The following is a 26,744-nucleotide window of genomic DNA, read 5'->3' on the forward strand; positions in this document are numbered from 1 at the left end:
GGGCCGGTCCGCCGCCGGCACCGTGGACGCACGTCGCCGTCGTCAGGGGAGGACTTCGTGGCGGAACCGCCATCGCTCGGCGAACTCACGCCCGAGGAGATCGAGCGCTGGACCCGCGCCGCCGAGACCAACGCCGCGAACCTGCGGACGGTCGCCGACCGGGTCGCCGCCGTCCGGGTCACCGAGACCTCGCGCGACGGGCTCGTACGCGTGACCGTCGAGCCCTCCGGCGCGGTGTCCGGGCTGGAGATCTCCGACCGCTGCCGCGGGATGTCGGGCGCCGAGTTGTCCGCCGCCGTGCTGGCCACGATGCGCAAGGCCCAGTCCCGCCTCGCGGGCGAGGTCTCCGGGGTCGTCCAGGGCACCGTCGACGGCGACACGGCCACCGCCCTGGTCGCGTCCTACGAGCAGCGGTTCCCCGAGCCGGAACCGGACTCGCCGCCGTGGGCGGACCAGGTGCGCCCATCCACCCCGGCTCGTCCGCGCCGCCCTGCGGCGGACGAGGACTGGGACGGCCCGCAGGTCACCGAGTGAGGGAGTCGGGATGACCGACAGCTACACCATGTCGCCCGAGGAGTTGCGCGGGCACGCCGCCCGGCTCCGCAAGGTCCAGGACCGGCTCGACACGGCGTTGAAGGCCGCCGGGCAGGTGAGCCTGGACCCGTTGGCCTACGGCCTGCTCAACCCCGGTATCGCGGTCATGGTGACGATCGTGTCCCGGGTCGGCGTGGCGGCGCTGGACCAGGGCGAGCAGGCCGTCGCCGACACCATCGCGGAGGTGCGCAAGACCGCCGACCTCGCCGAAGAGGTCGAGCGCGGCACCTGGATCGCGTTCCGGGGGATGGGGAGATGAGCAATCCGCTGGTCGTGCCGAGACAGGACACCACCAAGCCCTACACCGGCCTGAGCCCGGTCGAGGCCGCGGTCGCGCTGCGGGAGGCGATCGCGAACGGCGACTGGATCGACCGGGCGATCGCGCGCACGAGCCTGGGACTCGAAGGGCTCGCGTTCCTGTTCGACCCGGTGGGCAGCCTGGCGGCGTGGGCGGTCAACTGGCTCATCGAACAGGTCAAGCCGCTGCGGGAGGGGCTCGACAAGCTCGCCGGCGACCCCGCGCAGATCCGGGCGTACGCCGACACGTGGAAGAACATCTCCGAAGCGGTGACCGACGCGTACCAGGAGTACCACCGCGAGGTCGCCCAGGGCACCGCGAGCTGGACCGGCTCGTCCGGCGACGCCTACCGCGCCCGGACCGCCCAGGACGTCGAGCAGCTCAAGGGCGCCGCCGTGTGCGCGGACGCCATCAGCGTCGTCGTCCGCGTGGCGGGCGAACTCGTCGGCACGGTCCGGGAACTGGTGCGCGAGACCGTCGTGCAGTGCCTGGTGACGCTCTTCGTGCGGCTGCCGTTCTGGTTGTTGCTCGAGGGCGTCACGCTCGGGCTGGCCACGCCCGCCGTGATCGCCAACGTGGGGGGCCTGATCGCCAAGTTCGTCCGGGTGATCGGCACGACCCTGCACCGGCTGGCCGTCTCGATCGCCCGGCTGCGTCCGCTGGTCGCCCGGCTCGGCGAGATCTGGGAGGCCATCCGCAAGGCGTTGGCCAAGCGCCGGGGCAACAACTCCGCGCCCGGTCCCGGCGGGCGCACCGTGCCGCCGAGCGAGGGTGCCACGCGGCCGTCGGGCACGACCACGCCCGGCGCCGACGCCACTCCCCCGGGCGGCCGTCCCGTCGGCGACCCGACGACCCCCGCCGGCAACCCGACACCCAACGGCACCACGACGCCCAGCGGAGCGCCGACCAGTGGCACGACGACGCCCAGCGGCGCACCGGGCGGAAGTCCCACGTCCCCCTCCGGCAGTCCCACCGCTCCGTCGAGCGCGCCCGGCGGCACCCCGCCGTCCCCGAACAGCGGCGGCCACGGCGGTGGCGGCGACGGCACCACACCCGGCGGCACCCAGCGGATCTCCCACCCGAAGCTCAAGTCCCTCGACGAGATCCGCGACGAGACCGCGGCCGTCCGCCGCGACCTGCCCCAGACCGCCAGGGCCAAGGAGAAGACCGTCGCGGCGGGCCAGTTCGTCGACGAGAACGGCGTCGAGCAGAACCTCAAGGCGATCAGCGGCCAGAACGAGACCCTGCAACGCCAGGGCCTGGAGATCCCCGGTGGCTCCAAGGTGCCGGACGAGCCGCGCTTCGAGGCCAGGAACGCGGACGGCACGATCTCGCGGCCGGCCGACGCCGAGGCCAAGATCCTCGAAGACCTCAGCCGCCGGATCGACCCGGACACCAAGGGCACCGTGCGCCTGTGGGTCGACCACCCCGGCGGGCAGGGACCGTGCCCGTCCTGCGTGGAAGTGATCAAACAGTTCCGGGCCAGGCACCCCAACGTACGGGTCGAGGTAGGTTGGCCCCACGGCGGCAGCATGGTCCTGGAGGCGTCTTGAGCACGATCGGCGAGATCTTCGACCGCGTCCTGGCGGGCGGCCTGCGGCCCGGGGCGGTGACCGGCGCCGACCCCGTGGCCATCGTCCAGGCGGCCGACACCCAGCGCGTCGCCCGGATCCCGGCAGCGGTCGAGGCCGTGTGGCGCCTGGTCGGCGGCGACCCCGGCCCGTGGTGGATGGGCTCCAAGGCCGCGGTGTCCGGGCTCGACGGCGAGATCAAGGAGCTGGCCCTGGAAACCCTCGACTACGTCGAGGGCGACCTGCGCGACCCGAAGGGCCTGCTGGTCCTGCTGATCCACGGTGCCGACGAGTTCCACGTGGTCGACGGCGCCGACCTGGCACTCCCCGACCCACCGGTCTGGCTGGTCCAGGACGGCCGGCCGCTGACCGCGCCCTGGCCGACCGTCACCGCGTGGTTCGAGTCGGCCGCGGCCGACGTCCTGCGCCACCGCGACCTGCTGCGCGAGACCCTGGCCGAGGGCGGGAGTTCTTCCACCGCCGCGTACTTCGTGCTGTGACCCCTATGAGGTGCGCGGCGGTGCGATCGTGAGCAGTCCGCACCCGTAAGCCTTCGCCCGGCCGACACCGGCCACGATCGCGTGCGTGAACGCCTCGGCGTCGGTGATCACCAGGTGGCCGTCGAAGCGGACGGTGTCCACGGTGATCGTGGCGTCGGCCTTGCCGCCCGTGCGGCGGGGCATCGGCGACGGAGCCACGTCGGGCCGGCCGTCGACGGCCGTGGGGATCACGAAGCCGTGCTGCCCGGCCTTCCGGACCAGCCAGGTGACCTGCTCGTCGGCGGTGCGGTGGGCGACCCGACGGCCGCGGCCCTTCAGCTCGGCCGGTCGGGAGTCGCGGGTGGGGTTGGCCAGCAGCCGGAACGACAGGGTGCGGCCGGGCACGACGGCGTCGAGCACGGGGCGCAGCGGCCGGGTCTCGGCGGGGCCGGCGAGGTAGTCGGCGGGCAACCCGGCCCAGTCGGGCCGGGTGTGGCTCTGGACCAGGGCGGTGTAGCCGGCGTGCGTGGGTTCCAGCCGCCACAGCACGCCGTGCGCCTGGCGGGCGGGGATGTCCCCGTCGGTGTCGGGGAAGCCGGACATGACCGTGCGGTGCATGTCGTGCACGTCGGCGAAGTCGCGGCGGAACTCGCGGGACCTGACGTTGACGGTCAGCTTGGTCAGGAACACGGGGTCGGGCCTCCGGTGGGGCGGATCATCTCGGCGGTGAGCGGGACCACGCCCTGGACGACGTGACGGAAGCGGTGCCGGCGGTCGCCGTCGGCGAAGCTGAGCGGGTGGTCGCGCCGGATCTCGGCACGCGGCGTGCCCGGCGGGCAGTCGCGCACGGTCCGCAGCGCCACCCGGTCCGCCTTGCCCAGTTCGGCCCGGCGGACGTCCGGGTCCGGTTCGAGCCACGGGTGTCCGGCGAGCACCGCTTCGGCCGGCCGGTCGGTCGGACCGGCCCCGATCGTGAGGGGCCGGGCGGGGACGAACGCGCGACGACCGAAGAAGACAGGCCATTGCGGACTGTCCACTGTGGCGTGGATCTGCTCCAGGAGTGCCGGATCTCCTTCGAGGACGACGAGGAACAGGGCGTCGGCGAGGTAATAGCGCTCGCTCACCACCGTGCGGTGACCCTTGCCCTGCGTGGTCGGCACGTTCTGCGCGGTCTGGAAATCCCGTTCGACGATACCCTCGCGGTCCACCCGCACGGCCAGGTGAAGCGCGGCGAGCGGGGCCAGGGAGGGTCCGTCGTCGCGGTGGACGCCGAGGGCTGCCGCGAGCAGGCCGACGACACCGGACTTGGTCGGTTCGGCGGCGGTGTCGCGCAGGATGCCGGCCGCCCGGACGCCCCACGACTGCAGGGGGGCGTCGAAGCACAGTGCCAGGGAGGTGGGCATCTCAGGCGCGAGTGGCGGTGAGCAGGCGGGTGGTGAATTCCTCGACGCCGGCGACCGTGTCGGCGGGGTCGAGGTGGGCGATCCCGCCGCTGACGGACGCGGCGGCGACGGCGCGGAGCCGGTCGTCGCCGTAGAACGCCCGGAGCTTGGCGAAGTGCTCGGTGAGGCGGTCGGTGGACGCGGCCATGAGGTCGTCGTCCGCGACCGGCTTGAGGAACGCGTTGGCCAGGTTCCACGCGCCGCGGTCGCGCACGACGCCGAGCAGGGTGTCGGGCAGCGTCCGGGCCGCCGTGGAGTTCTGCTTGCCGCCGGGGACCGCGTGGATGAACGAGTACAGCCAGGCACGCAGGCCGCGCGCGGCCAGGTCGGTGTCACCGGCCAGGTTCTTGACGAGTTGCTCGACATCCACGTTGGCGTAGCGGTAGTAGCACGCCGAGTTGAAGTCGACCGTGCCGATCATGTCCGCGCCCGACTCGTCCTCGGGCTTGAGGTCGTCCACGGCCGTGTAGAAGTCGAACTCGTTTCGCACGACGTGCGTGGACAGGGCGTGGGCGACCTGGGAGGCCGCGTTCACGTTGAAGTCCTTGTTGTCGGCGATCATCCGACCGAACAGGGCGACGTCGACCGCGCGGGTCCCGTCGAGGATGCGCTTCGCCTCGGCCTGGGTCTGCTTGTCGGGCTTGGACTTCGCGCTCTGCGCCTTCTTCTTCGTGCCCTTCTCGGCGGCACTCTTCTCCGCTTCCTTGGCCTGGGCCTGGGTCGCCAGGAAGTCCCAGTGGTTCGCGCTGTAGTCGGCGAGCTTGTCGACCGCTTCGCGGGACACGTACAGCAGGTACTGGGTGAGCAGCTTCTCCTGGTCGACGCCGAATCCGAGGTGCTCCAGTGCCGCCGTCACGACGCCGGGTGCGGCCTCGGCGTCGCGACCGGCCTCGGCCAACACCTTGACGGTCCGCTCGATCAGCCGCTTGGTGCGCACGCCGGTCTCCGACGTGTCCAGGCCGTGCTCGTCGAACAGCAGCCGGGCGGCGCGCTTGATCGACTGGCTGGAGACCCGGGCCCGGGTCCGGCCGCCGAACGTGGCGGTCTTGGGCTGGCCAGTGTCGTCGCGGTTGAGGTTGCTGACCGGGAACGACTGGAGCAGGTGCAGTTCGAGGATCACGAGGTCTCCGCGGTCGAGGGGTGTTCCGGAGTCGAGGGGTCCTGGGGTGCGGGGGCGGTGGCCGGCCGGTGGAACTCGCGCGCCCACCGCAGACGGACGCGTCGGGCGTCCTCCTCGCGGTCCGCGGCGAGCAGGACGACCAGGTCGTCCAGCAACCGGTCGTAGTCGACCCGGATGTCGTGCGAGGCCAGCAGGCGGATCGTCTGGCGCAGATGGTGCGGGAGTCCGTCGCGGTCGCGCGCGACCAGGTCGGCGAACCGCCGGGTGGCGGCGAACCCGCGCTGTGCCAGCAGATCCGCCATCGAACCGCCCAGCGAGTCGCGCCGCGACGCGTGCCGTCGGGGCTGCGGGTGCAGGGCGAACAACCCGGCCACCAGCAGCCAGACCTCCTCCTCGGCGCGGGGCGGGTCCTGCGCGAAGACGAACTCGTAGGCGTCGGCCTCCTGGCGCGGACCCGAGAACATGCGCCGCAGCCGGGCGAGCACGCGCCGCGACTCGGCGGCCCTCACCGGGTCCCTGGAGGTCAGGCCGTGGTAAAGGCCGTAGAGGTAGGAGGTGAACGCCCGGCGGCGGTCCTTGAGCGATGGTTCCGTCACTCGTCCTGCTCTCTCGTGAGGTAGCGGCGCACCTCGGCCTTGAAGGTCCGCACGAGTACGTCGACGGCGTCGTGGAACTTCTCGACGTGCTTGCCCACGACCACCACCTCGGCTCCGTCCGACGCAGCGCTCTCGGCCCAGCGGTCGGCCGCCTCCCGCGCGGTGGCGGCGACGTGGTCGGCCCACTCGGACAGGGCTTCGCGCTCGGACCGGTGCTCGCGGTGCGCGGCGCCGACGGCGATCAGCAGGTCGTCGAACGCCCGCGTCAGGTTCGGCCAGTAGGACAGGTCGAGTCCGGGCGGGGCCTTGGGGCGCTTGCGGTCCTTGCCGACGCGTTCCTCGCGGTAGCCGTCGACGAGTCGGCGCACCGCGGACCCGGCCGCGTCGGCGAGCGCGATCGCCGTGCCCACCATGGCCGCGAGGTAGGGCTCCTCGGCCCGCAGCAACGCCACCGGCGCGGCCACCGCCTCCTCCAGGTACGTCTCGACGACGGAGGCGTTGTCGTCGAGCTTCTGGCCGAACACCCGCAACGTGTACACGGCGGCGTCGGACAGGTGTCCGCGCGCGGCCAGCCCGGCGATCTGGTCCAGGGCAGGTGGCCGCAGTCTCGACCGGCCCTCGCCCGGACGGTCCGCCAGCAGGAGTTCGACGCTGTGCCGCCACACCCCGCGCTGCGGCACGAGCTTGACGGGGAGCAGCGGCGCGTCCTTCTTGGGCTTGCCCTTGAGGTCCGTCGACACGCGGAACGCGGCCATCTTCTCGTGCTGCGGCAGGTCGCCGGTGAACTTGACGCCGGGTGTGATCACGACGCCGTCGACCCGGTGCCCGCCGGGCTCGTGCGACAGCAGGACGCGCCGCGACGGCCAGGTCAGCAGGTCGGTCCAGCCCCGGGCCGGCCGATCCTGGGGAACGGGCACCGGCGGGTCGTCGGCTTCCCACGCCGGGGCGTCCTCGACGGTGGTCTTGCGCGGCAGCTCCAGCTCGGGGTCGTAGAGCAACGCGTTGAACAGCAACGTCTCCCGCAGGGTCCGCCCCTCGACCAGCACGACGCCCAGCAGGTTGCCGGGTGCCTGCGTCGAGGCCTTGACCTGCTGATAGGGCGTCTTGGTGCCGCCGGGGTCGAACGCCTGGGTGGTCACCAGCAGGCGGGCCGCTTGCGCCGGGTCGAACACGGTCACGTCGTCGGCGGTCGTGTGGTCGAACAGGGTGACGTTGTTGCCCACCGCGCGGTGCGGGATCAGCTTGGCCGGTGTCGCGGGCGCGATCCGGGCCAGTGCCGGGCACTGGAGGAACGGGCGGTGCGGGTCGAACAGGTCGAACCGGTCGCCGAACTTGGCGAGGTAGTCGGCCAAAGGGTCCGAATGGAACGAATCGGCTTCCCACAGCCCTCGCCACGCGGACTCGTCGGCCACCGCGCAGGCCCGGTGCAGGAACGCCAGGACCACGCGGTACAGCGCCGCCGTCATGGGCGGGGTCTCCCCCACGATCCGCAGCAGGCGGTGCGACTCCAGCACCAGTTCCACGAGGCCGACCTCGCGGGTGTCCCCGTCGAGGTCGAGCACGGGAATCCAGGGCTCGGTCAGCAGGTCGAACGACACCCGGTCCGTCACTCGTCGTCCTCCACGTAGACGCCGTAGTCCCGCTCGTAGCGCAGGGTGTGCCCGGCGACCGTGCACCGGCCGTCGACGAACACGAGCGGACGGTGTCGACGCAGCCACGGGGAGCGGGCGAATGCCGGTGGGACGGGTGCGGTCCCCAAGAACTCCACCACCTCGTCCGGCACTCCGTCCGGGGCGGACAGCATCGTGACGGAGTCCTCCAGTTCGAGCACCGAATCGACGTCGATCTCACCGTTCAGATCCACGGGTATGGTGCCGCGCACCGGCGTGAGGACGGCGTGGTCCGCGTGCAGCAGCACCACCTTGATCACCGCTTCCTCCCCTGCCGTCGGGTTTTCCGCGGGTCCTGGGGATGACCGGACAACCCCTCCAGGCGGACCTCGCCGATCGGCATCGGCAGGTAGAGGTCCCTGGCCCGGTCCAGTTCCCGCTCAGCCCGTGCGCGATCGGACTCCTCGTACCGGTGCCACGCCTTCTCCCAGCCGGGCGGGCACGGCACGGCGTCCGCCGGTCCGTACACCTTGTCGACCAACTCGGGCACCTCGCGCGGGCAGTGGATGATCTTTCGTCCCCGCACCAACGCCCAGGTGCGCGACAGGATGTAACGGGAGTAGACGGTGTACCGGGGGAACACCGGCGGCCCGTCGGTGTCGGTGACGCCCGTGATGCCCAGGACGAGCGGACCCCGTCGCGCATGCCGGTGGACGCGTCCCGCGCGTTGGATCAGCAGGTCGATCGGCGCGAGGTCGGTCAGCATCGCGTCGAAGTCCAGGTCGAGGCTCTGCTCCAGGACCTGGGTCCCCACCACGATCGCCGGTGTCCGCTGCCCGCCGGGGCCGTACTGCGCCTTGAGCCAGGCTTCCAGTTCGCGACGCTGTGCGCGGTCCAGTTGCCCGTGGATCAACTTCACCTTCGGGCGCTTTGCCTCGGGCAGCAGCGCTACGGCCTTGTCCACCTCGTCGTAGACGTGCTTGGCGCGGCCGACGGTGTTGTGGATCGAAGCCACACATCCGGCGCGCTTCACGAGCCACGGCACGATCTCGTCGTCGGATACGGGGTGGTCCAGCCGAACGTCCCGCTCCTGGTTGATCTCCGAGGTGTCCGCGCCCTCGGCGACGACACCGGCGGCGTCGGCCACCGTGACGCGCGGGTAGTCGGCGCACCTCGGAACGTCGGCGACCGCGCTGGGCCGCGAGTCCGTCAGACCGGCCTGCCACGCCCTGGTCAACGCGTTACGGCGGCGGGTCGGCAACGTCGCCGACAGCACCACCACCGAGACCCCGAGTCGGCCCAGCCACATCAGCAGCCGCTCGAAAAGGGTCGTCATGTGCGTGTCGTAGGCGTGCACCTCGTCGAACACCACGACCTTGCCGGACAGCCCGCCCAGCCGCACGTAGCCGTGGCCGGTCCGGATGGCCGCGCGCAGCACCTGGTCGACGGTGCCCACACCCAGGGCGGCCAGCAGGCTTTTCTTGCGGGTGAACCACTCCCGGGCCGCCACGTCCGAGTCGTCCGGGTCGTCGCGGCCCACGTCGGAGGGCTCGATCGGCCGTTCCGCGAGGTGTTCGCGTGCCTCGGAGTGCACGAGCCTGATCGGGGTCCCATCCCCCGTTCGCTTGAGCATCTTCTCGAACTCGGCGAGGACCTGGTTGCTCGTGGCCTTCGTCGGCATGGCCACGTACACCCCGGCCGGGCCGAGGTCGCGGACCAGGGTCGCCGCGGCCTGGAACGCCAGGCGGGTCTTGCCCTCGCCGGTCGGTGCCTCGACGACCACGAGCGTCGGGCCGGTCCGGTCGGCCACGAGCCGTTCCACGGCCGCCTGCACCGGACGTGGATGATCGTGGTGCAGTGCCAAGAAACTCGTGTCCGTGGGCGGAACCCACCGGTCGATACCGGCCTTGGCCACGGCCTTGACCGCACGCTCCCGCGCGGCCTTCGTGTAGGCCGCCAGGTCGACGGGTTCTTCGGGCGACTCGTAGTTGGAGACGTCCGACGCGATCCAGTCGGCGACCGTCGTCAGGGCGGCGAGCGTCAGACCCTCCACGACGCCGAACCCGACCCGTGACCACGGCAGGGTGCGGGGGTCGGGCAGTCCCAGGGCGTCCGCGACCTGAAGCACCATGTCGTCCCGGAGCGCCGCCCAGGTCGTGCCGCCGAGGTCGTTGCGCGCCGCCCGTGCCTGCGTCACCGCCGAACTCTTCGGGAAGTAGCCGTGGTGGCCGCCGAGGGTCACGGCGATCTCGTCGGCCACGGCGAGGCCCGCGCCCCAGGACGTCAGCATGTCCTTGACGTGGACGGCGGTCACCAGGCCGTGCGGCACGTCCACGCGTCGCACGCCGTCGACCTTGGCCACGAAACGGACGTCGTCGGCCTCGTCGAGGCGGACCGCGGCTTCCTCGCCCCTGATCCCCTGGAAGCCGGGCGAGCACTTGCCGATGTCGTGGATACCGCTCAGCAAGGCGATCCAGCCGTCGGCATCGCCCAACGGCGCGAATGCCGCCCGCAACGCGTCCCGGCAACCCGGTCCCGACAACGACAACTCGCGTGCGACCGACGCGGTGTCGATCAGGTGGCAGATCAGCGGGTGGATGCCTTTGGACGTCCACTTACCCCACACCGCAGCCAATCCCCCATGTCCACCCGGCGATCCCCGACACCGGTGCGACATGGAAGCAGAAAAACTCGCCGAGTTCCAATCGGCGAGATCGATCCGGGGATTTTCCAATCGACCCGGAATTCATCCGGGTCGAATTCACCGGTCCGGGGTACCGCCCCGCCGGTCGACCCGAGACGACCGGCGGGGCGGGGCCGTCACGGCGCGGTCGGACCGGTGGCCGAGCCGTAGTTGGGGCTCAGCGACAGGGCGCTGAAGCGGAACGGCCGGTCGACCCGGGTGAAGCCGAGCGGGCAGTGGCGCGTGCCGGCGGGCAGGTAGACCGAACCGCTGGTCGTGATCGTGTGGCGGACGCCCTCGATGTCCAGGTAGATCTCCGCGCCGAGGTCGTCCACGTCGTTCGGGTCGTTGCCGTGCCAGATCAGGACCTCGTCGTAGTCGTGCACGTGCTCCTTGACCCACTGCACGGGCTCGGAGCACTCGTTGATCCACGTGTAGGTCAGGTGGACCTTGCTCTCGGGCACGTCCTTCGACCGCATCAGGGCGAGCGCCGCGCCCACGTTGTCCGGGTCGGGCAGGCCCGCTTCGCCGCCCTCGTTGACGAGGTCGTCGAGGCAGCTCTGCATCTTCCTCACGAACAGGTGCTCGTACGGGCTGGTCATCCGTCCCTCTTCCTCCACGTCGTCCCACTCGGCCGCTCCCGCCCGAGGCTAATCGGCTCCCCACGATCGGAAAGTCACTCAGCTCCGTCCCGGCCGGCACTCCACGTCCTTTCTCGACGGTTCCGTCCCACCGGATGGACCGATGCGCCTACGGCGAAAGCACCACTACCGAAGGCGGACGGCGGACATTCCCGACGTCACGCCCTCTTCGGACGGTCGCTCGTGGACATTCGACCGGCGACGCCTGTGCTACTTTTCGCGGAATGCGTTTAACTTCACCGCACAGTGACACTCCGGTCACCTTCGGCAAACTGTTCACCGCGTTCGCCCTCGGGCTCGCACTCGTCCTTCTGGGGTCCGGCACGATCGCCCGGGCGGCGGCGCATGACGCCCGCCGGAACTGCGAGTGCTCGACCCCGTCGATCGACCGCTACCAGCAGTGGCTGGCCTCGGGCGAGGGCACGACCGTGCCGGCCACCGGCAGTCTGCTCGTCCGCGAGGGCCGCGGTTACGCCGCGAAGGTCCAGTTCCTCAAGGACGAATGGCACGTGGTCGTCGTGTGGCTGGGCAACAAATTCGAATCCCAGGCCGACCTGTCCAAGTCGTCGGGTTTCTGGCTGACCTACAGCGCCACCGACGACCTCTACCTCCAGTTGCGCCCGGCGTCGCACTGGAGCGGTGGCGACAAATGGCTCGTGAAGATCCCGGCGACCGGGGGCAAGCGCGTCCAGAAATTCGTCGCCTTCACCGCCGACCAGTGGACGTGGCTGCCGGAACTGGGCAAGCCGGCGTACTCCTTCGAATCGGCGCTGACCGACGCCCGCGGTTTCGTGTTCGTGGGCAAGACCCCGAACCGGATCGACTTCCGGGGCCTGCGCATCGACCGCTACCAGCCGCCGTGCGTGTGAGCTGAGCACCGGGTGGTGGCGGTCGGGTACCGCCACCACCCGGGGATCGCCGGAATCCGGCACGGCGGACCGTTGCCGCGCGTGGCCCACGTCGACGGACTCGCCGTCGCCCGCAGGCGGCGGGAACCCGCTCGCCGACAGCAGCCGGTGGTGTGCCCGATGCGGTCCTTTGCCGGGCTTCACACCGAGTTCGTGCCGAAGGACCGGACCGCGCCGGGGAGGCCGCCCGGCACTACCGCCCGCCGGTCCGCAACCCGACCAGGTGGTTCCAGGCCAGGGTGGTCTCGTCCGCCATCCACCGACGCGCGTCGGCGATCCCGATCGCCACCGCACCGGTCCCCGACTCCTGGTCGACCTCCTGGCCGAACAGGTCCACGACCGTCTGGCAGAACAGCAGATAGCACGCCGCCTCGGCGCTCAGCTCGGTGATCGGTGTCGGATCGCCGTCGGCGCCGCGCCGCATCGCCTCGGCGATCGGCAACAGGTCGTCGACATCGGCGGACGCGGCCTGGCGCAGTGACTCCAGGAGGTCTCGCAGCCTTCCGGTCGTCTCGGCCGTATCCCGCGCGACCTGGCGGGCCGTGTGCGTGAACGCACGGATCTTGAGGTCGAGATCGCGACGCACCAGCAGCCGGGCCGCGTCGGCCAGGTGCCAGGGCCCCTTCTGCCGTTTGTGCGCGTCGTGCAGGGCGATGGCCGTGCGCCCGAGGTCACGCGGCAGGCCGCCGGACAGGCAGTGGCACAGCCACACGAACGGTTCCGGGATGCCGAGGGCACGCCGCGCGAGCCAGTCCCGCGACTCGTCCAGCGTGAACGGCCGCACGTCGATCATGGTGGTGAACGCGCTGTCGAACGCGTCCCGCGCCGGGATGCCGCGACGTTCGAACGCGGTGAGCGCGTCATCGGACATCGACACCAGGAACAGGCAGTGCCGGACGCCGAACACGCCCTTGATCTCGTTGAGGAAGCGCTGGGCCTCCTCCGGATCACCGATCTTGTCGACCTCGTCGATCGCGATGGTGACGCCGCTGAGCACGCCGTGCCCGTCGACGAGCACGTCCACGACCAACGCCAGGAAGTCCCGGAGGCGGTCGACGACCTCGGGGTGGGTCCACGGTTGTTCGGTCTTCGCCAGGGACTTCGACCACCCCGCTTCCGTACCGATGGGCGCGCTGACCTTGCCGGACCAGCCCGACGTGTGCGTCTGGAGGAACCTGATCGTGCGCAGGTGCTGTTCCGCCACCTTGTGGAGCGCCTCGATCGGCGGGCCATGCCGCCTCGGACCCGGGGTCCTCTTGAGGCGTCGCCGCAGCGACGACACCAGCCAGGCCAGAAGCGGCCACCCCGTGAACAGCCACAGCGACCATGCCGCGCGCAACGCGAACCACAGGGTCAGCAGGGCCGCCACCACGCGCAGGTCGCCGGCGGACAGTCCGGCCCTGACGTTCGGGACGAGGTCGGCGGCGAACGCCGTCGCTTCCCGCACCACCACCCGCACATCACCGGTCCGGCCCCAGGCCAGGCCGGCGAAGCCGAGGGCGAACAGTGTGCGCACCGCCCAGCGGAGAACGTTGCCCAGGACGCGGGCGATCCGCGCCCTCGTCAGCCGTCGGGCGTACTCGCGCTTCCACAGCCGCCGCGTCTCGCTGCCGCTCCGGTCGTCGCGGTCGGCGAGCAGGTCCAGCACCGCCCGGCAGACGCACGCGTGCAGGTGCAGGACGAAGTCGCGCGCGTCGTAGCGGACCGGTGCACTGGTCAAGACGCCCAGCATCGGCTGACGACGCTCGTGCGTGAACTTGTTGTCCAACGCGTTCCTGATGATGGTGCTCTTCCCGACACCCCGGGTACCGGCCAGCCCCACCGCGCCCGGCAGGCGCCTGTTGACCTCTCGCTCACAAGCCTGGACCGCCGGCGTCTCCACCAGCGGTCCCTCGCCGGCGGGCAGCGAGAGGCTGTCCGCGTTGCGCAGTTCCAGCACGACGTCGAACGACGGTGTCGTCTGCGAACTCAGCCACTTCCGCAGCTCCGGGCGGACCACCTCGTCCCGGAGCTTCTGGCGCAGGTCCCACCGCTCGCCGACGCCATCGGCGGTCAGGAACGCCAGCCGCACGGCCCAGCGGATGCCGTCCACGAACTCCGTCGGCAACCCGATCATGGCGCAGACGTAGCAGATCGCCAGCACCAACGCGGTCACGCCCACGAACACGAGGTCCGGCATGCTCCCGCCGAACACCGCGAGCAGGCCGATCCAGCCGAGGAAGGCCGCCGGGGCGACGATCAGCGACCGGCGTTCCACCTTCGTCGGCTGCCAGTCCAGCGGCCACCACTCCGGTTTGTCGCGGCGGTGCCGTTCGACGTCCGCGTCCGCGGTCGCCACCGGCGCGGACAGCTCGTACGCCTGCTCCACCACCGACGGGGTTCGCGACACCTTCGTGACGACGTCGGCGGGATTGAGCTTGAGCCGGTCGATCTCCTCGTCGAACTCGTCCTCGTCCAGGACCTTCCAGAGCGCCTCGATCAACTCGCTCGACACCCGGGCCTGATGTCGCGTCATGTGTCCCTCCCACCGGTGGCGGCGAGGATGGTGCCGTAGCGGACCGCGTCTCCGCCTCCGGTCCGGTCCGCTTCACCCGGTCGGCCGCCCCGGAAGCCAGGCGACCCGACTCCGGGGTCGACGGATCGAGGCGCGGCGGCGTCCGATCGGGAGTAGTCAACCAACCGAAGGAACCCTCGCAACGACCTGGCCGGACCCGCGCGTCGTCGCGCGGTCCGTATGTCGCACCCGGCCCCGGAAACGACTCCGCGACGCGCCCATGTCCCGCGACCGCACCGACTTCGGGTACCGCCGTTCGTCCTACCACCCGCGAGGGAGCGCTCCCGGACCGATCTTGACCGGGGCTCGGTGCGGTCGTGAGGATGCGGGCCGTGTCGCCGCACGCCGAAGAACGGACATGCCGATGTCACGCAGACACCTGGGTGTCGTGCTCACCGGAGTGCTCGCCGTCGCGCTCCTGAGCGCGACGGCCGAAGCCTCCCCGAAACAGCCCGTGGTGGGTGAACCGCGCACCGAGAACGGGTGCGCCCGGATCGAGAAGTCGCTGCCCGTGCTGGCCGACTGGCCCCGGGTGGACAACCGGGTCGAGTCGAACGCCGCGGACGAACGCCGGATCAAGAAGATCGTCGGCTCGCTGACGTTGGCCGAGAAGGTCGGCCAGATGACCCAGGCCGAGATCTCCGCGATCACGCCCGACGAGGCGCGCACGTACGGCGTCGGCTCCATCCTCAACAGCGGCGGGTCGACGCCGGGCATGGACAAGCACGCGTCGCCGCGGACGTGGCTGGCCATGGCGGACGCCTTCTGGGCCGCGTCCACCACGTCGCGCGCCAAGATCCCCCTGCTGTGGGGCAACGTCGCGATGCACGGCAACAACAACGCCTACGGCGCCACGATCTTCCCGCACAACATCGGCCTCGGCGCGGCGCACGACCCGTGCCTGGTCCGCGAGATCGGCGCGGCCACCGCGGCGCAGATCCGGGCGACGGGCCAGGACTGGACCTTCGCACCGGCGTTGACCGTCCCGCAGGACGACCGCTGGGGCCGCACCTACGAGGGCTACTCCGAGGACCCCCGGATCACCCGCGCGTACGGCTACGAGGCCGTGAAGGGCCTGCAGGGTTCGGACCGGCGAAGGGTCGGCGTGCTGGCCACGGCCCGCGAGTTCGTCGGCGACGGCGGCACGCTCGGCGGTCGCGACCAGGGCAGCACGCCCGCCACCACCGCCGAGCTGATCAACGTCCACGGCCAGGGCTACTACGGCGCACTCGCGGCCGGCGCCCAGACCGTCATGGCGTCGTTCGGCAGCCTGGGCGACCAGGGCAAGGTGCACGGCAGCAAGGCGGTGCTGACCGACATCCTCAAGAGCAAGATCGGCTTCGACGGCCTCGTGGTGTCGCAGTGGAACGCGGTCGCACAGATCCCCGGCTGCGCCAACTACTCCTGCCCGCAGGCGATCAACGCGGGCGTCGACGTGGTGATGGTCCCGACCGACTGGCGGGAGTTCATCGCCAACACCGTCGCCCAGGTCGAGAACGGGCAGATCCCGTTGGCGCGCATCGACGACGCGGTCACCCGCATCCTGCGCGTCAAGCTGCGCGCGGGCGTCCTGGACGGCGTGAAGCCCTCGGCGCGGCCGGACGCCGGGTCCGCGAAGGCCCTGGACGCGCGCAGGCTCGCCCGTGAGGCGGTGCGCGAATCCCAGGTGCTGCTGAAGAACAACGGCGGCGTGCTGCCGTTGAAGCCGCGTTCGAAGGTGCTCGTGGTCGGCAAGAGCGCCGACAGCCTCCAGAACCAGACCGGCGGGTGGACGCTGACCTGGCAGGGCACCGGCAACACCAACGCCGACTTCCCGAACGGCACCACGGTGCTCGGCGGGTTGCGCGAGGCGTTGGGCGCGGAGAACGTCGTGTTCAGCGAGACCGGCGACGTCGACCCGGCCGGGTTCGACGCGGTGATCGCGGTGATCGGCGAGACCCCGTACTCCGACGGCGTCGGCGACCTCGGCCGCAAGACCCTGGAGGCGGCCAGGCTGTACCCGAGGGACCTGGCCGTGCTGGACAAGGTCCGGGGTCGCGGGGCGCCGGTCGTGACCGTGTACGTGTCGGGCAGGCCGCTGTACGTCAACAAGGAACTGAACCGCTCGGACGCGTTCGTGGCGTCGTGGCTGCCGGGCACCGAGGGCGGCGGCATCGCGGACCTGCTGGTCCGCGGGCGCCACGGCTTCAGCGGGACGCTGTCGTACTCGTGGCCGCGCGAAGCCTGTCAGACCACGAACACCGCGGGGCAGGACCCGCTGTTCAAGCCGGGCTACGGCCTGAAGTCGTGGCAGCGCACCGCGATCGGGCAGCTCGACGAGTCCTCGCCCACCGGGTGCGGCGGCGACGACGGCGGCACGGCGACCGAGGATCTGAAGCTCTACGACGGCGGCGACGTGGCGCCGTACCGGGGCTACATCTCCTCGCCCGACAACTGGGATGGCACGGAGATCGGCGCGGACGGCACGGCGGCGCACAGCACGATCTCGATCACGCCGGACGCCGGTCCGTCGTTGCGCGGCACGTGGTCGGGCACGGGTCCCGGCCAGGTCTACTTCGCCAACCCGGCGGGCGGGTCGGACCTGCGCGGGTACCTCAACGCCAAGTCCGCCGTGGTGTTCGACGTCGTCGTGCACAGGGCGCCGACCAACCGCACGGCGTTGAGCGCGCACTGCTCGTGGCCGTGCCTGGCCGAGGTCGACGTGACCAAGGTGTTCACCGGCCTGACCACGGGCCAGAAGTCCACGGTGAAGATCCCGGTCTCCTGCCTGGCCGACGCCGGGCTGGACCTGGAGAAGGTCAACCTGCCGTTCCTGGTGTTCACCGACGGTCCGTTCGAGGCGACGTTCTCGAACGTCCGCTGGGTGCCCAAGGCCGCCGCGGACCCGGACGCGAAGACCTGCGCGGAGTTGGGTTAGTCCCCACGGGGCCTTCCCTTCCGGGGAAGGCCCCGTGCGCGCGGGAAGCGCACTTCCCGGAACCGTTGTGCCCGTGAGGACTCCTTCTCTTGCCTCGAAAGCCCCGTTCGCCGGATGGCCGCCCCGACGACGACCGGTCCAGAATCGGGCCGGTCTGGTGGCCGCCGCACGGGAGGATCCGGGATGGCACGACGATCGCGCAGGACCGCGGCGCTCGTGGTGGGAGCCGTCCTCCTGGTCACGACCGCCGCCCCGGTCGAGGCGGCACCTGGCGGTCGCGAGGCCGCCGACTGGGTGGTGGACCTGGACGCGACGGCCCTGGGCGAGTTGCTGGCCCAGGGGCGGGTCACGTCGGTCGGGTTGGTCAAGGCCTACCGGGCGCGCATCGACGCCTACGAAGAAGCCTATGCGGACCAGCCCGGTGTCAATGCCGTCATCCGTGAGGATCCCCAGGCACTCGCGGTCGCGGCGCGGCTCGATGCCGAACGCCGCCACGGGCACGTTCGCGGCCCGCTGCACGGCATCCCGATCCTGCTCAAGGACAACTACGACACCGCCGACCTGCCCACGTCGAACGGGTCGCTCGCGTTGCGGCACTGGCGGACCGCCGACGACGCCGAGCAGGTGGAGCGGTTGCGCGACGCGGGTGCGATCGTCGTCGCCAAGACCAACCTGCACGAGTTCGCCAGTGGTGTCGAGACGATCAGTTCGCTGGGCGGCCAGACCCGCAACCCCTACGACCAGACCCGAAATCCGGGCGGTTCCAGCGGTGGCACGGGTGCCGGGCTCGCCGCCGCGTTCGGCGCGGTCGGCCTGGGCTCGGACACCTGCGGTTCGGTGCGCAGTCCGGCGGCCCACAACAGCCTGGTCGGGCTTCGGCCCAGCCTCGGGCTGTCCAGCCGGTTCGGCATCGCTCCCCTCTCCTACACCCAGGACGTCGGCGGGCCCATGGCCAAGTCGGTCCGCGACGTCGCGCTGGTGTTGGACGCCACGGTCGGCTACGACCCGGACGACCCGTCCACCGCCGCGTCGATCGGGCGGACACCGCGCACCTACACCACTTCGTTGCGCGACAACGCGTTGGCCGGTGCGCGGATCGGCGTGTTCACCGACTTCATGGGCGCCACGGAACCCGAACGGCCGACGACGTCACTGGTCCGCGCGGCCACCGGCGACATGGCCGGGCAGGGCGCGACGATCGTCGACGTGCCGCCCCAACCCGCGCTGCTCGCGGCCGTCGAGGCGTCCTGGGTGATCAACGACGAGCACGAACGCGACCTGAACCGCTACCTCGCGCGGCCGGGGTCCCGGTTCCCGCACTCCCTGGCCCGGCTGGAGCCGCCGCGAGACGTGGTCACCCTGGCCGACATCGTGACCTCCGGCCAGGTCACGCCGACCGTGCTCGTCAGGCTCAAGGACCGGCTCGGCCGCTCGACCGGCCCGCAGGACGCCTACCACGAGCGCTTGGCCCGACGGGCGGAAGCGCAGCGACTGCTGGCGACGCTCATGGCCGAGCACGACCTGGACGCGCTGGTCTACCCGACGGTCCCGCAACAGGCGGCCTTGATCGGGCAGCCGCAACCGTCGGGCCGGTCCTGCGCGTTGGCCGCCAACACCGGCTTCCCGGCCCTGACCGTGCCCGCCGGCTTCACCCCGGACGGCATGCCGGTGGGCGTCGAACTGCTGGGCACGCCGTTCAGCGAACCGACCCTGCTCGGCCTGGGGTTCGACTACGAGCAGGCGACCCGGCACCGCCGGCCGCCGACGAGCACCCCGCCGCTGGCGTGACGGGAATTTGCCGGATCGGCATGCTTTCGTGCGTTCCGGGCCGGGTCGGGTGACAGTGGGTCCCTTACCCGACCCGCGAGGAGCACCATGAACGACCAGGCAATACGACACTGGGAAGCGCACTACGCCCACCACGTCGTCGAGTCGCCGACCGTGAACCCCAGGCTGGCCGAGATCGTCGGGCCGCTGACCCCGGGCACCGTCCTGGACCTGGGCTGCGGTTCCGGCGGGGATGCCCTGTGGCTGGCCGCCCGGAGCTGGCGGGTGACGGCGGTCGACCTGTCCGATACGGCCGTGCACGCGTTGCGGTTGAAGGCGGAACGAGCCGGTGTCGACGTCACCGCGCTGCGCGTCGACCTCGCCGAGGAGTTCCCGGCCGGAACCTTCGACCTGGTGTCCGCCCAGTTCCTGCACACGCCGTTCGACCTGGACCGCGCGGAGGTGCTGCGGGCCGCCGCGCGGGCACTGGTGCCGGGCGGGTTGCTCGCCGTGGTCGACCACGGCTCGACGGCGCCGTGGTCGTGGAACCAGGACCCGGACTTCCACTACCCGACGCCTGAAGAGGTCGCCGCGGACCTCGACCTCGGCCCGGAGTGGACGGTCGAACGGGCCGACTCGCCGACCCGGGAGGCCACCGGGCCGGGCGGGCAGCGGGCCACCGTGACCGACCACGTCCTGCTCGTCCGCCGCTCGTGACCAGGCGCGACGTCGGCCCGCCCGCGACCGGGCCGGGAGAGCGGGACGTGCTCGTCGGGTTCCTCGACTACCTGCGGGCGGCGGTCGTGGCCAAGGTCGAGGGGCTGACCGATGAGCAGGCCCGCACACCGGGCGTGCCGTCGGGGACCAACGTGCTCGGCCTGGTCAAGCACCTGACCCACGTCGAACGGCACTGGCTGCTCGGGGAGCGGGTGCGCGACTGGAAGGCGACCTTCCACGCCGATCCCGACGAGTCCACCGCCGGAATCGTCGCCGCCTACCGTCAGGTCTCGGCCGAGGCCGGGGAGGTGATCGCGTCCTGGGACGACCTCACCGCACCGGGTCCCCGCCCGGGACCGTCACGGCGGTGGACCCTGACCCACCTGATCGAGGAGACCGCCCGACACGCGGGCCACGCCGACATTCTTCGCGAACTGATCGACCGCAGGACCGGACGCTGAGGTCTGCTGGTCTATTCAGGTGATCGCGGGTGTCGTGCGCCCGAAGCCGACCGAAGGGGGTCCAGGATCGCGGCACGCCCGACCGGGGCGGTGGCTTCGGGAGGGTGCGGTGCGGCGCGAGCACGTCGACGATCTGGTGGTCGTGATCCCAGGAATTCTGGGCAGTCGTCTGGCGGTGGACGGCAAAGAGGTGTGGGGGACCTCGCCGGGCGCGGCCTTACGCGCGATCAGGACGTTCGCCGGTTCCATCAAGGATTTGCGACTCCCGAAGGACATCGGCGACGGACACCCCGGAGACGGCGTGGTGCCCACCGGGCTGTTGCCGTCCCTGCATGCGCTTCCCGGCGTGTGGCCGGTGGTCGACGGCTACGGCAGCTTGATCGACTGGTTGGAACGCACCTTCACACTGCGCCGCGCACTCCCCGGCGACGGACCGGACACGGCCGTGAATCTGGTCGAGTTCGCTTACGACTGGCGGTTGTCGTGCCGCTACAACGCCCACCTGCTGTCGATCCGCGTCGACAAGGCACTCGGCCGGTGGCGAACCCGTCACCCGGACGCGCAGGTGCGGTTGATCTGCCACTCCATGGGCGGCCTGATCGCCCGGTACTGGGTCGAGTGCCTCGGCGGTGCCGAGGTCACGCGGCTGCTCGTCACGTTGGGCACGCCGCACCGCAGGTCGATCGGCGCGTTGGCGTCCCTGGTCAACGGGGACCGGGTGGCCGGTGTGGACCTGACCGCGTTCAGCCGGAGCCTGCCCTCACTGCACCAGCTCACCCCCGACTACGCGTGCATCGAAAGCCCGGACGGCCTGCGCACGACCCATGAGCTGTCGACCACGCTGGACGGCGTCGACGCGAACCTGCTCGCGGACGCCCGACGCTTCCACGACGAGATCCGCACCGCCGCCCTGGGCCGGGTGGCCGCCGGCGGCTCCGACCGGCTGTGCCGCCCGGTCGTCGGGGTACGCCAGCCCACCCCGACGACGGCGGCCGTGGTGGACGGTCGCCTGCGGTTGATCGAGACCATCGAGGGCAAGGACGAAGGCGGCGACGGCCGGGTGCCGAGGTTCGCGGCCTACCCGGCGGAGGTCTCCCTCGACGACCCCGCCGCCCGGTCGTCTTTCGCCAACCACGGGGCGATCAAGCGGCACGCCGGGGTGCGGGGAGACCTGTACGACGCACTCGCCCCGGAGCCGGGCGTCTACCGGGGAGCAGAGCCCGGCCATCCGCTCGGCGTGCGGGTGCCGGAGTTCCTGGCGCCGGGCGAGCCGCTGCGGATCGAGGCCGAGGCCGTCACCGGGGGCCGGGGATCGGACCGGCTCGCCGTCCGGGCCGTGGTCGAACCCGAGGACGGGCGGGCTGTCACACGCGTCCTGCGCAACCTCGGGGACGGCCGGTACGAGGCGACGGTCGACGGCCTCTCCCCCGGTGCCTACGCCGTGTCCGTGCACGCGTCCAGTGACCAGCCGTCGGACGCAGTGACCGCGATGACCCTCGTTCTCGAAGGCGACGAATGACCGACAACACCCCGAAAACAAACGGCACGTTCGTGGCCGTCGTCCTGGACGAGTACCGGGACCCGAAGTTCCCGAAGCTGGAAGGAGCGGTCACCCAGGTCAACGACCTCGCCACCGCGCTCACCGCTTACGGCTACGAATCTCAGGTCGTCGTACGGCCACTGCTGGTCGGCGTGTCCGTTGAACTCGACCGCTGGTCGGAGGACTGGTCAGCGCGTGGCCAAGGCGGGCCCGCGGTCGTGGTGTGGTCCGGTCACGCCGAGGGAAAGGACGGAAAACCCCTACGGCTCGCCGCCTTCGACACCGCGAGAGGGACGACGAACCCGAATAAGTACTACTCCCCCGTCAGCCTCGCCTCCCACAGCCTGGAGAGCGGCGCCGACCAGGTCCTGATCCTCCTCGACACTTGTCATTCCGGCGCCGGCGCGATTCCGGCCCTGGACCAGGCTCTCGACCTCCTGAAGGACCAGACCCTGCCTGAGGGTCGCGTCGCCTGGTTCGGCGTGCTCGCGTCCTGCCAGGCGGACGAGCGGGCCGAGGGTGGACGCGGTCGGCTGCTGGAAGCTGTGCTGCATCTGCTCACGGAAGGCCCAAGGGGTTCCGAGGAGTACCGGCACGAATGGAGCGTGCGCAACGAGGGCATCACCGGAGCAACGCTCATCAAGGCCGTACTGGGTGACTGGCAGGACGGCGCCCAGCGGGCCGTGGACGTGTCCACGGGCCAGCCCCGAGCCATGTTCCGCAATCCGCTCTGGCGCCCCAAGGCCGGCGAAGCGCTCGTCGAGCACCTCGTCCTCGCCGCCAAGGGCATCGACCCCACCGAGGAGGGCTGGTTCTTCACCGGTCGACAGCGGGCGTTGCGGCAGATCGTGGACTGGTTGGCCGCCAAGAAGGCGGGCATGCTCCTGCTCACCGGCAGCGCCGGCGTCGGGAAGTCCGCAGTCGCCGGACGGATCGCGGCCCTGTCCGATGCCGCAGAACGGGCCGACCTCATGGCCCACGCCCCACTCACGGCCGAAGACCCGGACCCCGGCGACGGCAGCGTGGATGCGGCCATCCACCTGCGCGGCATGACTGTGCAGAGCCTCGCCAAGGACCTGGCCGACCGGCTGGGGCTCGCGGTGCCAAGGACGCCAGCCGACCTGATCGCCCAACTCGAACGGGCAGACGCCACGACGCGCCAAGTGCTCGTCCTCGACGGCCTCGACGAAGCCGCACCCGGCGAGGCGACCCCGATCGCGGAGCAGCTCCTTGTTCCGCTCAGCCGACTGTGTACCGTCCTGCTCGCGTCCCGTGATCGTCCGTTCCAACCGCACCAGGAACCGGGTGAGGCGCTGGATTCCGCGCTCACCCGCACCGTAGGCGCGGCGGTCCACGTTCTCGACCTCGATCAGGAACAGGACACGGCTTCGGACATCGCCACCTACGTGCGCGACCGCCTCCTCGCCGACGATGTCGCCCCGGACAAAGCAGCGGAAATCGCTCCGGTCCTGGCCGCGCGGGCGAGTACCTCAAGTGGCGGGTTCCTCTTCGCCCGCATCGTCGCCTCCCGACTCGCCCACACTCTCGCGGCCGACCCCGATTTGCCGTGGCGGGAAAGGATTCCCGCCGGTATCGAGGAAGCCTTGGCTGCAGACCTCGCCACCGCCCCGGCCAGACTCCGTGACGGCCGGGAACTTTCGGGCGCCGCCCACGACCTGCTCACCGCGCTCGCCTGGGCTGGTGGCGCCGGAATCCCCGCACACGGGGTCTGGCAGGCCGTCGCTCAGGCCGTCGGCGGTCGCGACACCACATACGAACCGGAAGACATCGACTGGGTGCTTCGGCAGTACGGCCGCTACATCGTCGAGGACAGCGACGGTTATCAGGCCGTCTACCGCCTCTACCACCGCGAACTGGTCACCCACCTGCGTACCCGCACGCCTGCCGCTGTGCCCGTCGCGATCATTCGAGCGCTGGTCACCTTGGCCCTTGGGCAGACCGACAACGGCACCACCCCGACGCAGGCGAACCCTTACCTGAGGCAGCACCTGGCCAGTCACGCCGTCGAGGCCAGCGGTCCCGGTGTCACTGCACTCCGCGAACTGGTCGAACTCAACCCCGACGCCTACCTCCCCAACCTCGCAGGCGCCCTCAACAACCTCGCCAACCAACTCGCCGGAATCGGACGCCGACAAGAAGCCCTCACAACAGCACAAGAAGCCGTCACCACCTACCGCAACCTGGTCGAACTCAACCCCGACGCCTACCTCCCCAACCTCGCCACGTCACTCAACAACCTCGCCAACCAACTCGCCGGAATCGGACGCCGACAAGAAGCCCTCACAACAGCACAAGAAGCCGTCACCACCTACCGCAACCTGGTCGAACTCAACCCCGACGCCTACCTCCCCAACCTCGCGATGTCTCTCCACAACCTCGCCGTGATGATGTCGGGAATCGGACGCCGACAAGAAGCCCTCGCGCCAGCACAAGAAGCCGTCACCACCTACCGCAACCTGGTCGAACTCAACCCCGACGCCTACCTCCCCAACCTCGCCGCCGCCCTCATCAACCTCGCCGACCAACTCGCCGGAATCGGACGCCGACAAGAAGCCCTCGCACCAGCACAAGAAGCCGTCACCACCTACCGCAACCTGGTCGAACTCAACCCCGACGCCTACCTCCCCAACCTCGCCATGTCCCTCAACAACCTCGCCGCGATGATGTCGGGAATCGGACGCCGACAAGAAGCCCTCGCACCAGCACAAGAAGCCGTCCGACTCCGCCGCAACCTGGTCGAACTCAACCCCGACGCCTACCTCCCCGACCTCGCCATGTCCCTCAACAACCTCGCCGCGATGATGTCGGGAATCGGACGCCGACAAGAAGCCCTCGCACCAGCACAAGAAGCCGTCCGACTCCGCCGCAACCTGGTCGAACTCAACCCCGACGCCTACCTCCCCGACCTCGCCATGTCCCTCAACAACCTCGCCAACCACCTCTCGGAAGTCGGACGCCGACAAGAAGCCCTCACACCAGCACAAGAAGCCGTCACCACCTACCGCAACCTGGTCGAACTCAACCCCGACGCCTACCTCCCCAACCTCGCAGGCGCCCTCACCAACCTCGCCAACCAACTCTCGGAAGTCGGACGCCGACAAGAAGCCCTCACACCAGCACAAGAAGCCGTCCGACTCCGCCGCAACCTGGTCGAACTCAACCCCGACGCCTACCTCCCCGACCTCGCAGGCGCCCTCAACAACCTCGCCAACCAACTCTCGGAAGTCGGACGCCGACAAGAAGCCCTCACAACAGCACAAGAAGCCGTCACCACCTACCGCAACCTGGTCGAACTCAACCCCGACGCCTACCTCCCCGACCTCGCAGGCGCCCTCAACAACGTCGCCAACCGGCTCGCCGGAATCGGACGCCAACAAGAAGCCCTCACAACAGCACAAGAAGCCGTCACCACCTACCGCAACCTGGTCGAACTCAACCCCGACGCCTACCTCCCCAACCTCGCCATGTCCCTCAACAACCTCGCCGCGATGATGTCGGGAATCGGACGCCGACAAGAAGCCGTGCAGATCTACGACGACATCGTCACCAAATCATCCGGTCGGCCTGGTCTAGCAGCCAAAGTTTCCTATCACAGGGCCGTCTTTCTGCTCGAGACCGACCAAGGCGAGGGCGTCACCGAACTTTGTCGGCTACTGTCCTCAACCAAGCCAGAGGACAACGACACCGCCTTCCAAATCCGCCGCAGCCTGCGGCAGATCGCACAAGCCGATCACGAAGCGAGGAAGTTGGTCGTGCGGGCGCACGCCGACCATTTCCCTTCATCGTCCGAAGCACCCTCATGGCTGGACATAACCGACGCAGACCTTCAACTCACTGTCGACTGGCTAAGCGCCCTCACCTGGCGCGACTCGCGGGATTTCATCACTACACACCCGGAACTCCTGGAACCACCTGCCCAGGCCGCACTTCGCGAGTGGTCCACGCTCGGGCCAGCCAACTTCCACCTCGCACTGCTGGAACGCCTGGTGTCCGGCGACCCGGTGGACACCGTGTACCGGTCGCTGGTGCTCCCCGAGATCCTGATCGAGTGGATGAGCACTGCTAGCGAAGGCTGGGCCGCCTCTGCCGCATACCTGACCGACCACGCGGAAGATCTGCTCACGCCCGACGCGGACGCATCGTTGGCCGCCATCGACGACGCGGGGCTGGTGGCCGATGTCCACCGGGCACTCCTGGCAGTGGCCTTGGATGACGGTATCGACGCAGCCTACGAACTCCTGCAGAATCGACAGGTATTGCATGCCCGGGTCCAAAAGGCATTGGCCGCAGCGGATGGAGCGACGCTCCGCCTGCTCTCCGCCATCGAAGTCGGGGTGTACGGCGACGTCTGGGTCGGAGCCGTGCACTGGTCGACCGCGTGGGTCCTCGACGACCCGGAAGCCAGCGACGAAACCGCTCACGCGCCGGAAGCCGTAGAGGTCCTGCGGGAAGCCGTCCAAGCGAAAGCTCCCGACGGGGACGAGCGCAACCGGATGGTGGCCGAACTCGCCGCCCTCATGGCGGCGCGACCCGCTCGAGCCACCGCGCTCGGCGACATCCTCCAGGCGGTCCTGGCCACGTGATCCGCCCCAGCGGCATCCTGATGCTGTCAGCAGCACGGCCGGGCGGACCGGACACCGGCGCGGAGCAGCGGGAAGTCGAGCAGGTGATCCGCGCGTCCCGCTACCGTGACGGCCTGGTCGTGCACGCCGCGCAGGCGGTACGAGGTGGGGACATCCTCGGCCACCTGCTGGACCACGAGCCGACCGTGTTGCACTTCTCCGGGCACGCAAGCGACCGGGGTCTGCGGGTCCTCACCGACGAC

The 26,744-nt window shown here is 70.6% G+C and carries 21 protein-coding genes; 11 read left to right on the plus strand and 10 right to left on the minus strand.

Features of this window, described 5'->3' with window-relative positions; translation table 11 throughout:
- The first annotated feature begins 57 nt into the window (after nucleotides 1–57).
- Genes F4559_RS17970 through F4559_RS17985 form a run of 4 tightly spaced genes read left to right on the plus strand, consistent with a single transcriptional unit; the run spans nucleotide 58 to nucleotide 2,963 of the window.
- Nucleotides 58–534 (plus strand): YbaB/EbfC family nucleoid-associated protein, encoded by a 477-nt coding sequence (locus F4559_RS17970; RefSeq protein WP_184670188.1) that lies wholly within the window; start codon nucleotides 58–60, stop codon nucleotides 532–534.
- A gap of 10 nt (nucleotides 535–544) precedes the next feature.
- Nucleotides 545–853 (plus strand): ESX-1 secretion-associated protein, encoded by a 309-nt coding sequence (locus F4559_RS17975; protein ID WP_184670189.1) that lies wholly within the window; start codon nucleotides 545–547, stop codon nucleotides 851–853.
- On the plus strand, nucleotides 850–2,445 hold the full coding sequence (locus F4559_RS17980) for a deaminase domain-containing protein (protein ID WP_184670191.1): 1,596 nt from the start codon (nucleotides 850–852) through the stop codon (nucleotides 2,443–2,445). The genes F4559_RS17975 and F4559_RS17980 overlap by 4 nt, the downstream gene beginning before the upstream one ends.
- Nucleotides 2,442–2,963, plus strand: a complete 522-nt coding sequence (locus F4559_RS17985) for a hypothetical protein (RefSeq protein WP_184670193.1) — start codon at nucleotides 2,442–2,444, stop codon at nucleotides 2,961–2,963. Before F4559_RS17980 ends, F4559_RS17985 begins: the two co-directional genes overlap by 4 nt.
- A gap of 3 nt (nucleotides 2,964–2,966) precedes the next feature.
- On the opposite strand, the gene cas6e is transcribed toward F4559_RS17985, so the two are convergent.
- The 8 genes from cas6e to F4559_RS18025 form a co-directional block, all read right to left on the minus strand.
- Nucleotides 2,967–3,632 (minus strand): type I-E CRISPR-associated protein Cas6/Cse3/CasE, encoded by a 666-nt coding sequence (cas6e, locus tag F4559_RS17990; protein ID WP_184670195.1) that lies wholly within the window; start codon nucleotides 3,630–3,632, stop codon nucleotides 2,967–2,969.
- Entirely contained in the window at nucleotides 3,623–4,345 is a 723-nt protein-coding gene (cas5e, locus tag F4559_RS17995) for a type I-E CRISPR-associated protein Cas5/CasD (protein ID WP_184670197.1), read from the minus strand. The genes cas6e and cas5e overlap by 10 nt, the downstream gene beginning before the upstream one ends.
- 1 nt (nucleotide 4,346) lies before the next feature.
- Nucleotides 4,347–5,504, minus strand: coding sequence for a type I-E CRISPR-associated protein Cas7/Cse4/CasC (cas7e, locus tag F4559_RS18000; RefSeq protein ID WP_184670200.1), 1,158 nt, complete (start codon nucleotides 5,502–5,504; stop codon nucleotides 4,347–4,349).
- The gene (casB, locus tag F4559_RS18005; protein WP_184670202.1) at nucleotides 5,501–6,100 is read right to left on the minus strand and encodes a type I-E CRISPR-associated protein Cse2/CasB; all 600 of its coding nucleotides are present in this window, start codon (nucleotides 6,098–6,100) and stop codon (nucleotides 5,501–5,503) included. Before casB ends, cas7e begins: the two co-directional genes overlap by 4 nt.
- The gene (casA, locus tag F4559_RS18010; RefSeq protein WP_312865708.1) at nucleotides 6,097–7,710 is read right to left on the minus strand and encodes a type I-E CRISPR-associated protein Cse1/CasA; all 1,614 of its coding nucleotides are present in this window, start codon (nucleotides 7,708–7,710) and stop codon (nucleotides 6,097–6,099) included. Before casA ends, casB begins: the two co-directional genes overlap by 4 nt.
- Nucleotides 7,707–8,030, minus strand: coding sequence for a hypothetical protein (locus tag F4559_RS18015; RefSeq protein WP_184670204.1), 324 nt, complete (start codon nucleotides 8,028–8,030; stop codon nucleotides 7,707–7,709). The genes casA and F4559_RS18015 overlap by 4 nt, the downstream gene beginning before the upstream one ends.
- Complete coding sequence (gene cas3, locus F4559_RS18020) at nucleotides 8,027–10,336, minus strand: CRISPR-associated helicase Cas3' (protein WP_184670205.1); 2,310 nt, start codon at nucleotides 10,334–10,336, stop codon at nucleotides 8,027–8,029. Before cas3 ends, F4559_RS18015 begins: the two co-directional genes overlap by 4 nt.
- Nucleotides 10,337–10,530: 194 nt before the next feature.
- Entirely contained in the window at nucleotides 10,531–10,995 is a 465-nt protein-coding gene (locus tag F4559_RS18025; protein WP_184670207.1) for a cupin domain-containing protein, read from the minus strand.
- 263 nt (nucleotides 10,996–11,258) lie between these two features.
- Here F4559_RS18025 and F4559_RS18030 point away from each other — a divergent pair, with 263 nt between their 5' ends.
- Complete coding sequence (locus F4559_RS18030) at nucleotides 11,259–11,903, plus strand: hypothetical protein (RefSeq protein WP_246445250.1); 645 nt, start codon at nucleotides 11,259–11,261, stop codon at nucleotides 11,901–11,903.
- 232 nt (nucleotides 11,904–12,135) lie between these two features.
- On the opposite strand, the gene F4559_RS18035 is transcribed toward F4559_RS18030, so the two are convergent.
- A complete protein-coding gene (locus tag F4559_RS18035; RefSeq protein ID WP_184670209.1) occupies nucleotides 12,136–14,457 on the minus strand; it encodes a hypothetical protein in 2,322 nt (773 codons plus the stop codon).
- Between the two features lie 403 nt (nucleotides 14,458–14,860).
- Here F4559_RS18035 and F4559_RS18040 point away from each other — a divergent pair, with 403 nt between their 5' ends.
- The 6 genes from F4559_RS18040 (at nucleotide 14,861) to F4559_RS18065 (ending at nucleotide 26,502) form a co-directional block, all read left to right on the plus strand.
- Entirely contained in the window at nucleotides 14,861–17,413 is a 2,553-nt protein-coding gene (locus F4559_RS18040; protein WP_184670211.1) for a glycoside hydrolase family 3 protein, read from the plus strand.
- Nucleotides 17,414–17,596: 183 nt separating this feature from the next.
- Nucleotides 17,597–19,201, plus strand: coding sequence for an amidase (locus tag F4559_RS18045; RefSeq protein WP_184670213.1), 1,605 nt, complete (start codon nucleotides 17,597–17,599; stop codon nucleotides 19,199–19,201).
- An 87-nt stretch (nucleotides 19,202–19,288) separates the two neighbouring features.
- The gene (locus F4559_RS18050; RefSeq protein WP_184670215.1) at nucleotides 19,289–19,897 is read left to right on the plus strand and encodes a class I SAM-dependent methyltransferase; all 609 of its coding nucleotides are present in this window, start codon (nucleotides 19,289–19,291) and stop codon (nucleotides 19,895–19,897) included.
- Nucleotides 19,894–20,358: a DinB family protein gene (locus tag F4559_RS18055; protein ID WP_312865709.1), complete on the plus strand. Its 465-nt coding sequence runs from the start codon at nucleotides 19,894–19,896 to the stop codon at nucleotides 20,356–20,358. The genes F4559_RS18050 and F4559_RS18055 overlap by 4 nt, the downstream gene beginning before the upstream one ends.
- A gap of 109 nt (nucleotides 20,359–20,467) precedes the next feature.
- Nucleotides 20,468–21,877, plus strand: coding sequence for an esterase/lipase family protein (locus F4559_RS18060; protein WP_184670217.1), 1,410 nt, complete (start codon nucleotides 20,468–20,470; stop codon nucleotides 21,875–21,877).
- A 32-nt stretch (nucleotides 21,878–21,909) separates the two neighbouring features.
- Nucleotides 21,910–26,502 carry an ATP-binding protein gene (locus tag F4559_RS18065; RefSeq protein WP_221447272.1) on the plus strand — a complete coding sequence of 1,531 codons (4,593 nt, stop codon included), beginning with the start codon at nucleotides 21,910–21,912 and terminating at the stop codon, nucleotides 26,500–26,502.
- A gap of 26 nt (nucleotides 26,503–26,528) precedes the next feature.
- Here F4559_RS18065 and F4559_RS18070 read toward each other — a convergent pair whose 3' ends face one another.
- A complete protein-coding gene (locus tag F4559_RS18070) occupies nucleotides 26,529–26,678 on the minus strand; it encodes a hypothetical protein (RefSeq protein ID WP_184670219.1) in 150 nt (49 codons plus the stop codon).
- Between the last annotated feature and the right edge of the window lie 66 nt (nucleotides 26,679–26,744).

This window comes from Saccharothrix violaceirubra (genome assembly GCF_014203755.1).
GTDB classification, from domain to species: Bacteria; Actinomycetota; Actinomycetes; order Mycobacteriales; family Pseudonocardiaceae; genus Actinosynnema; species Actinosynnema violaceirubrum.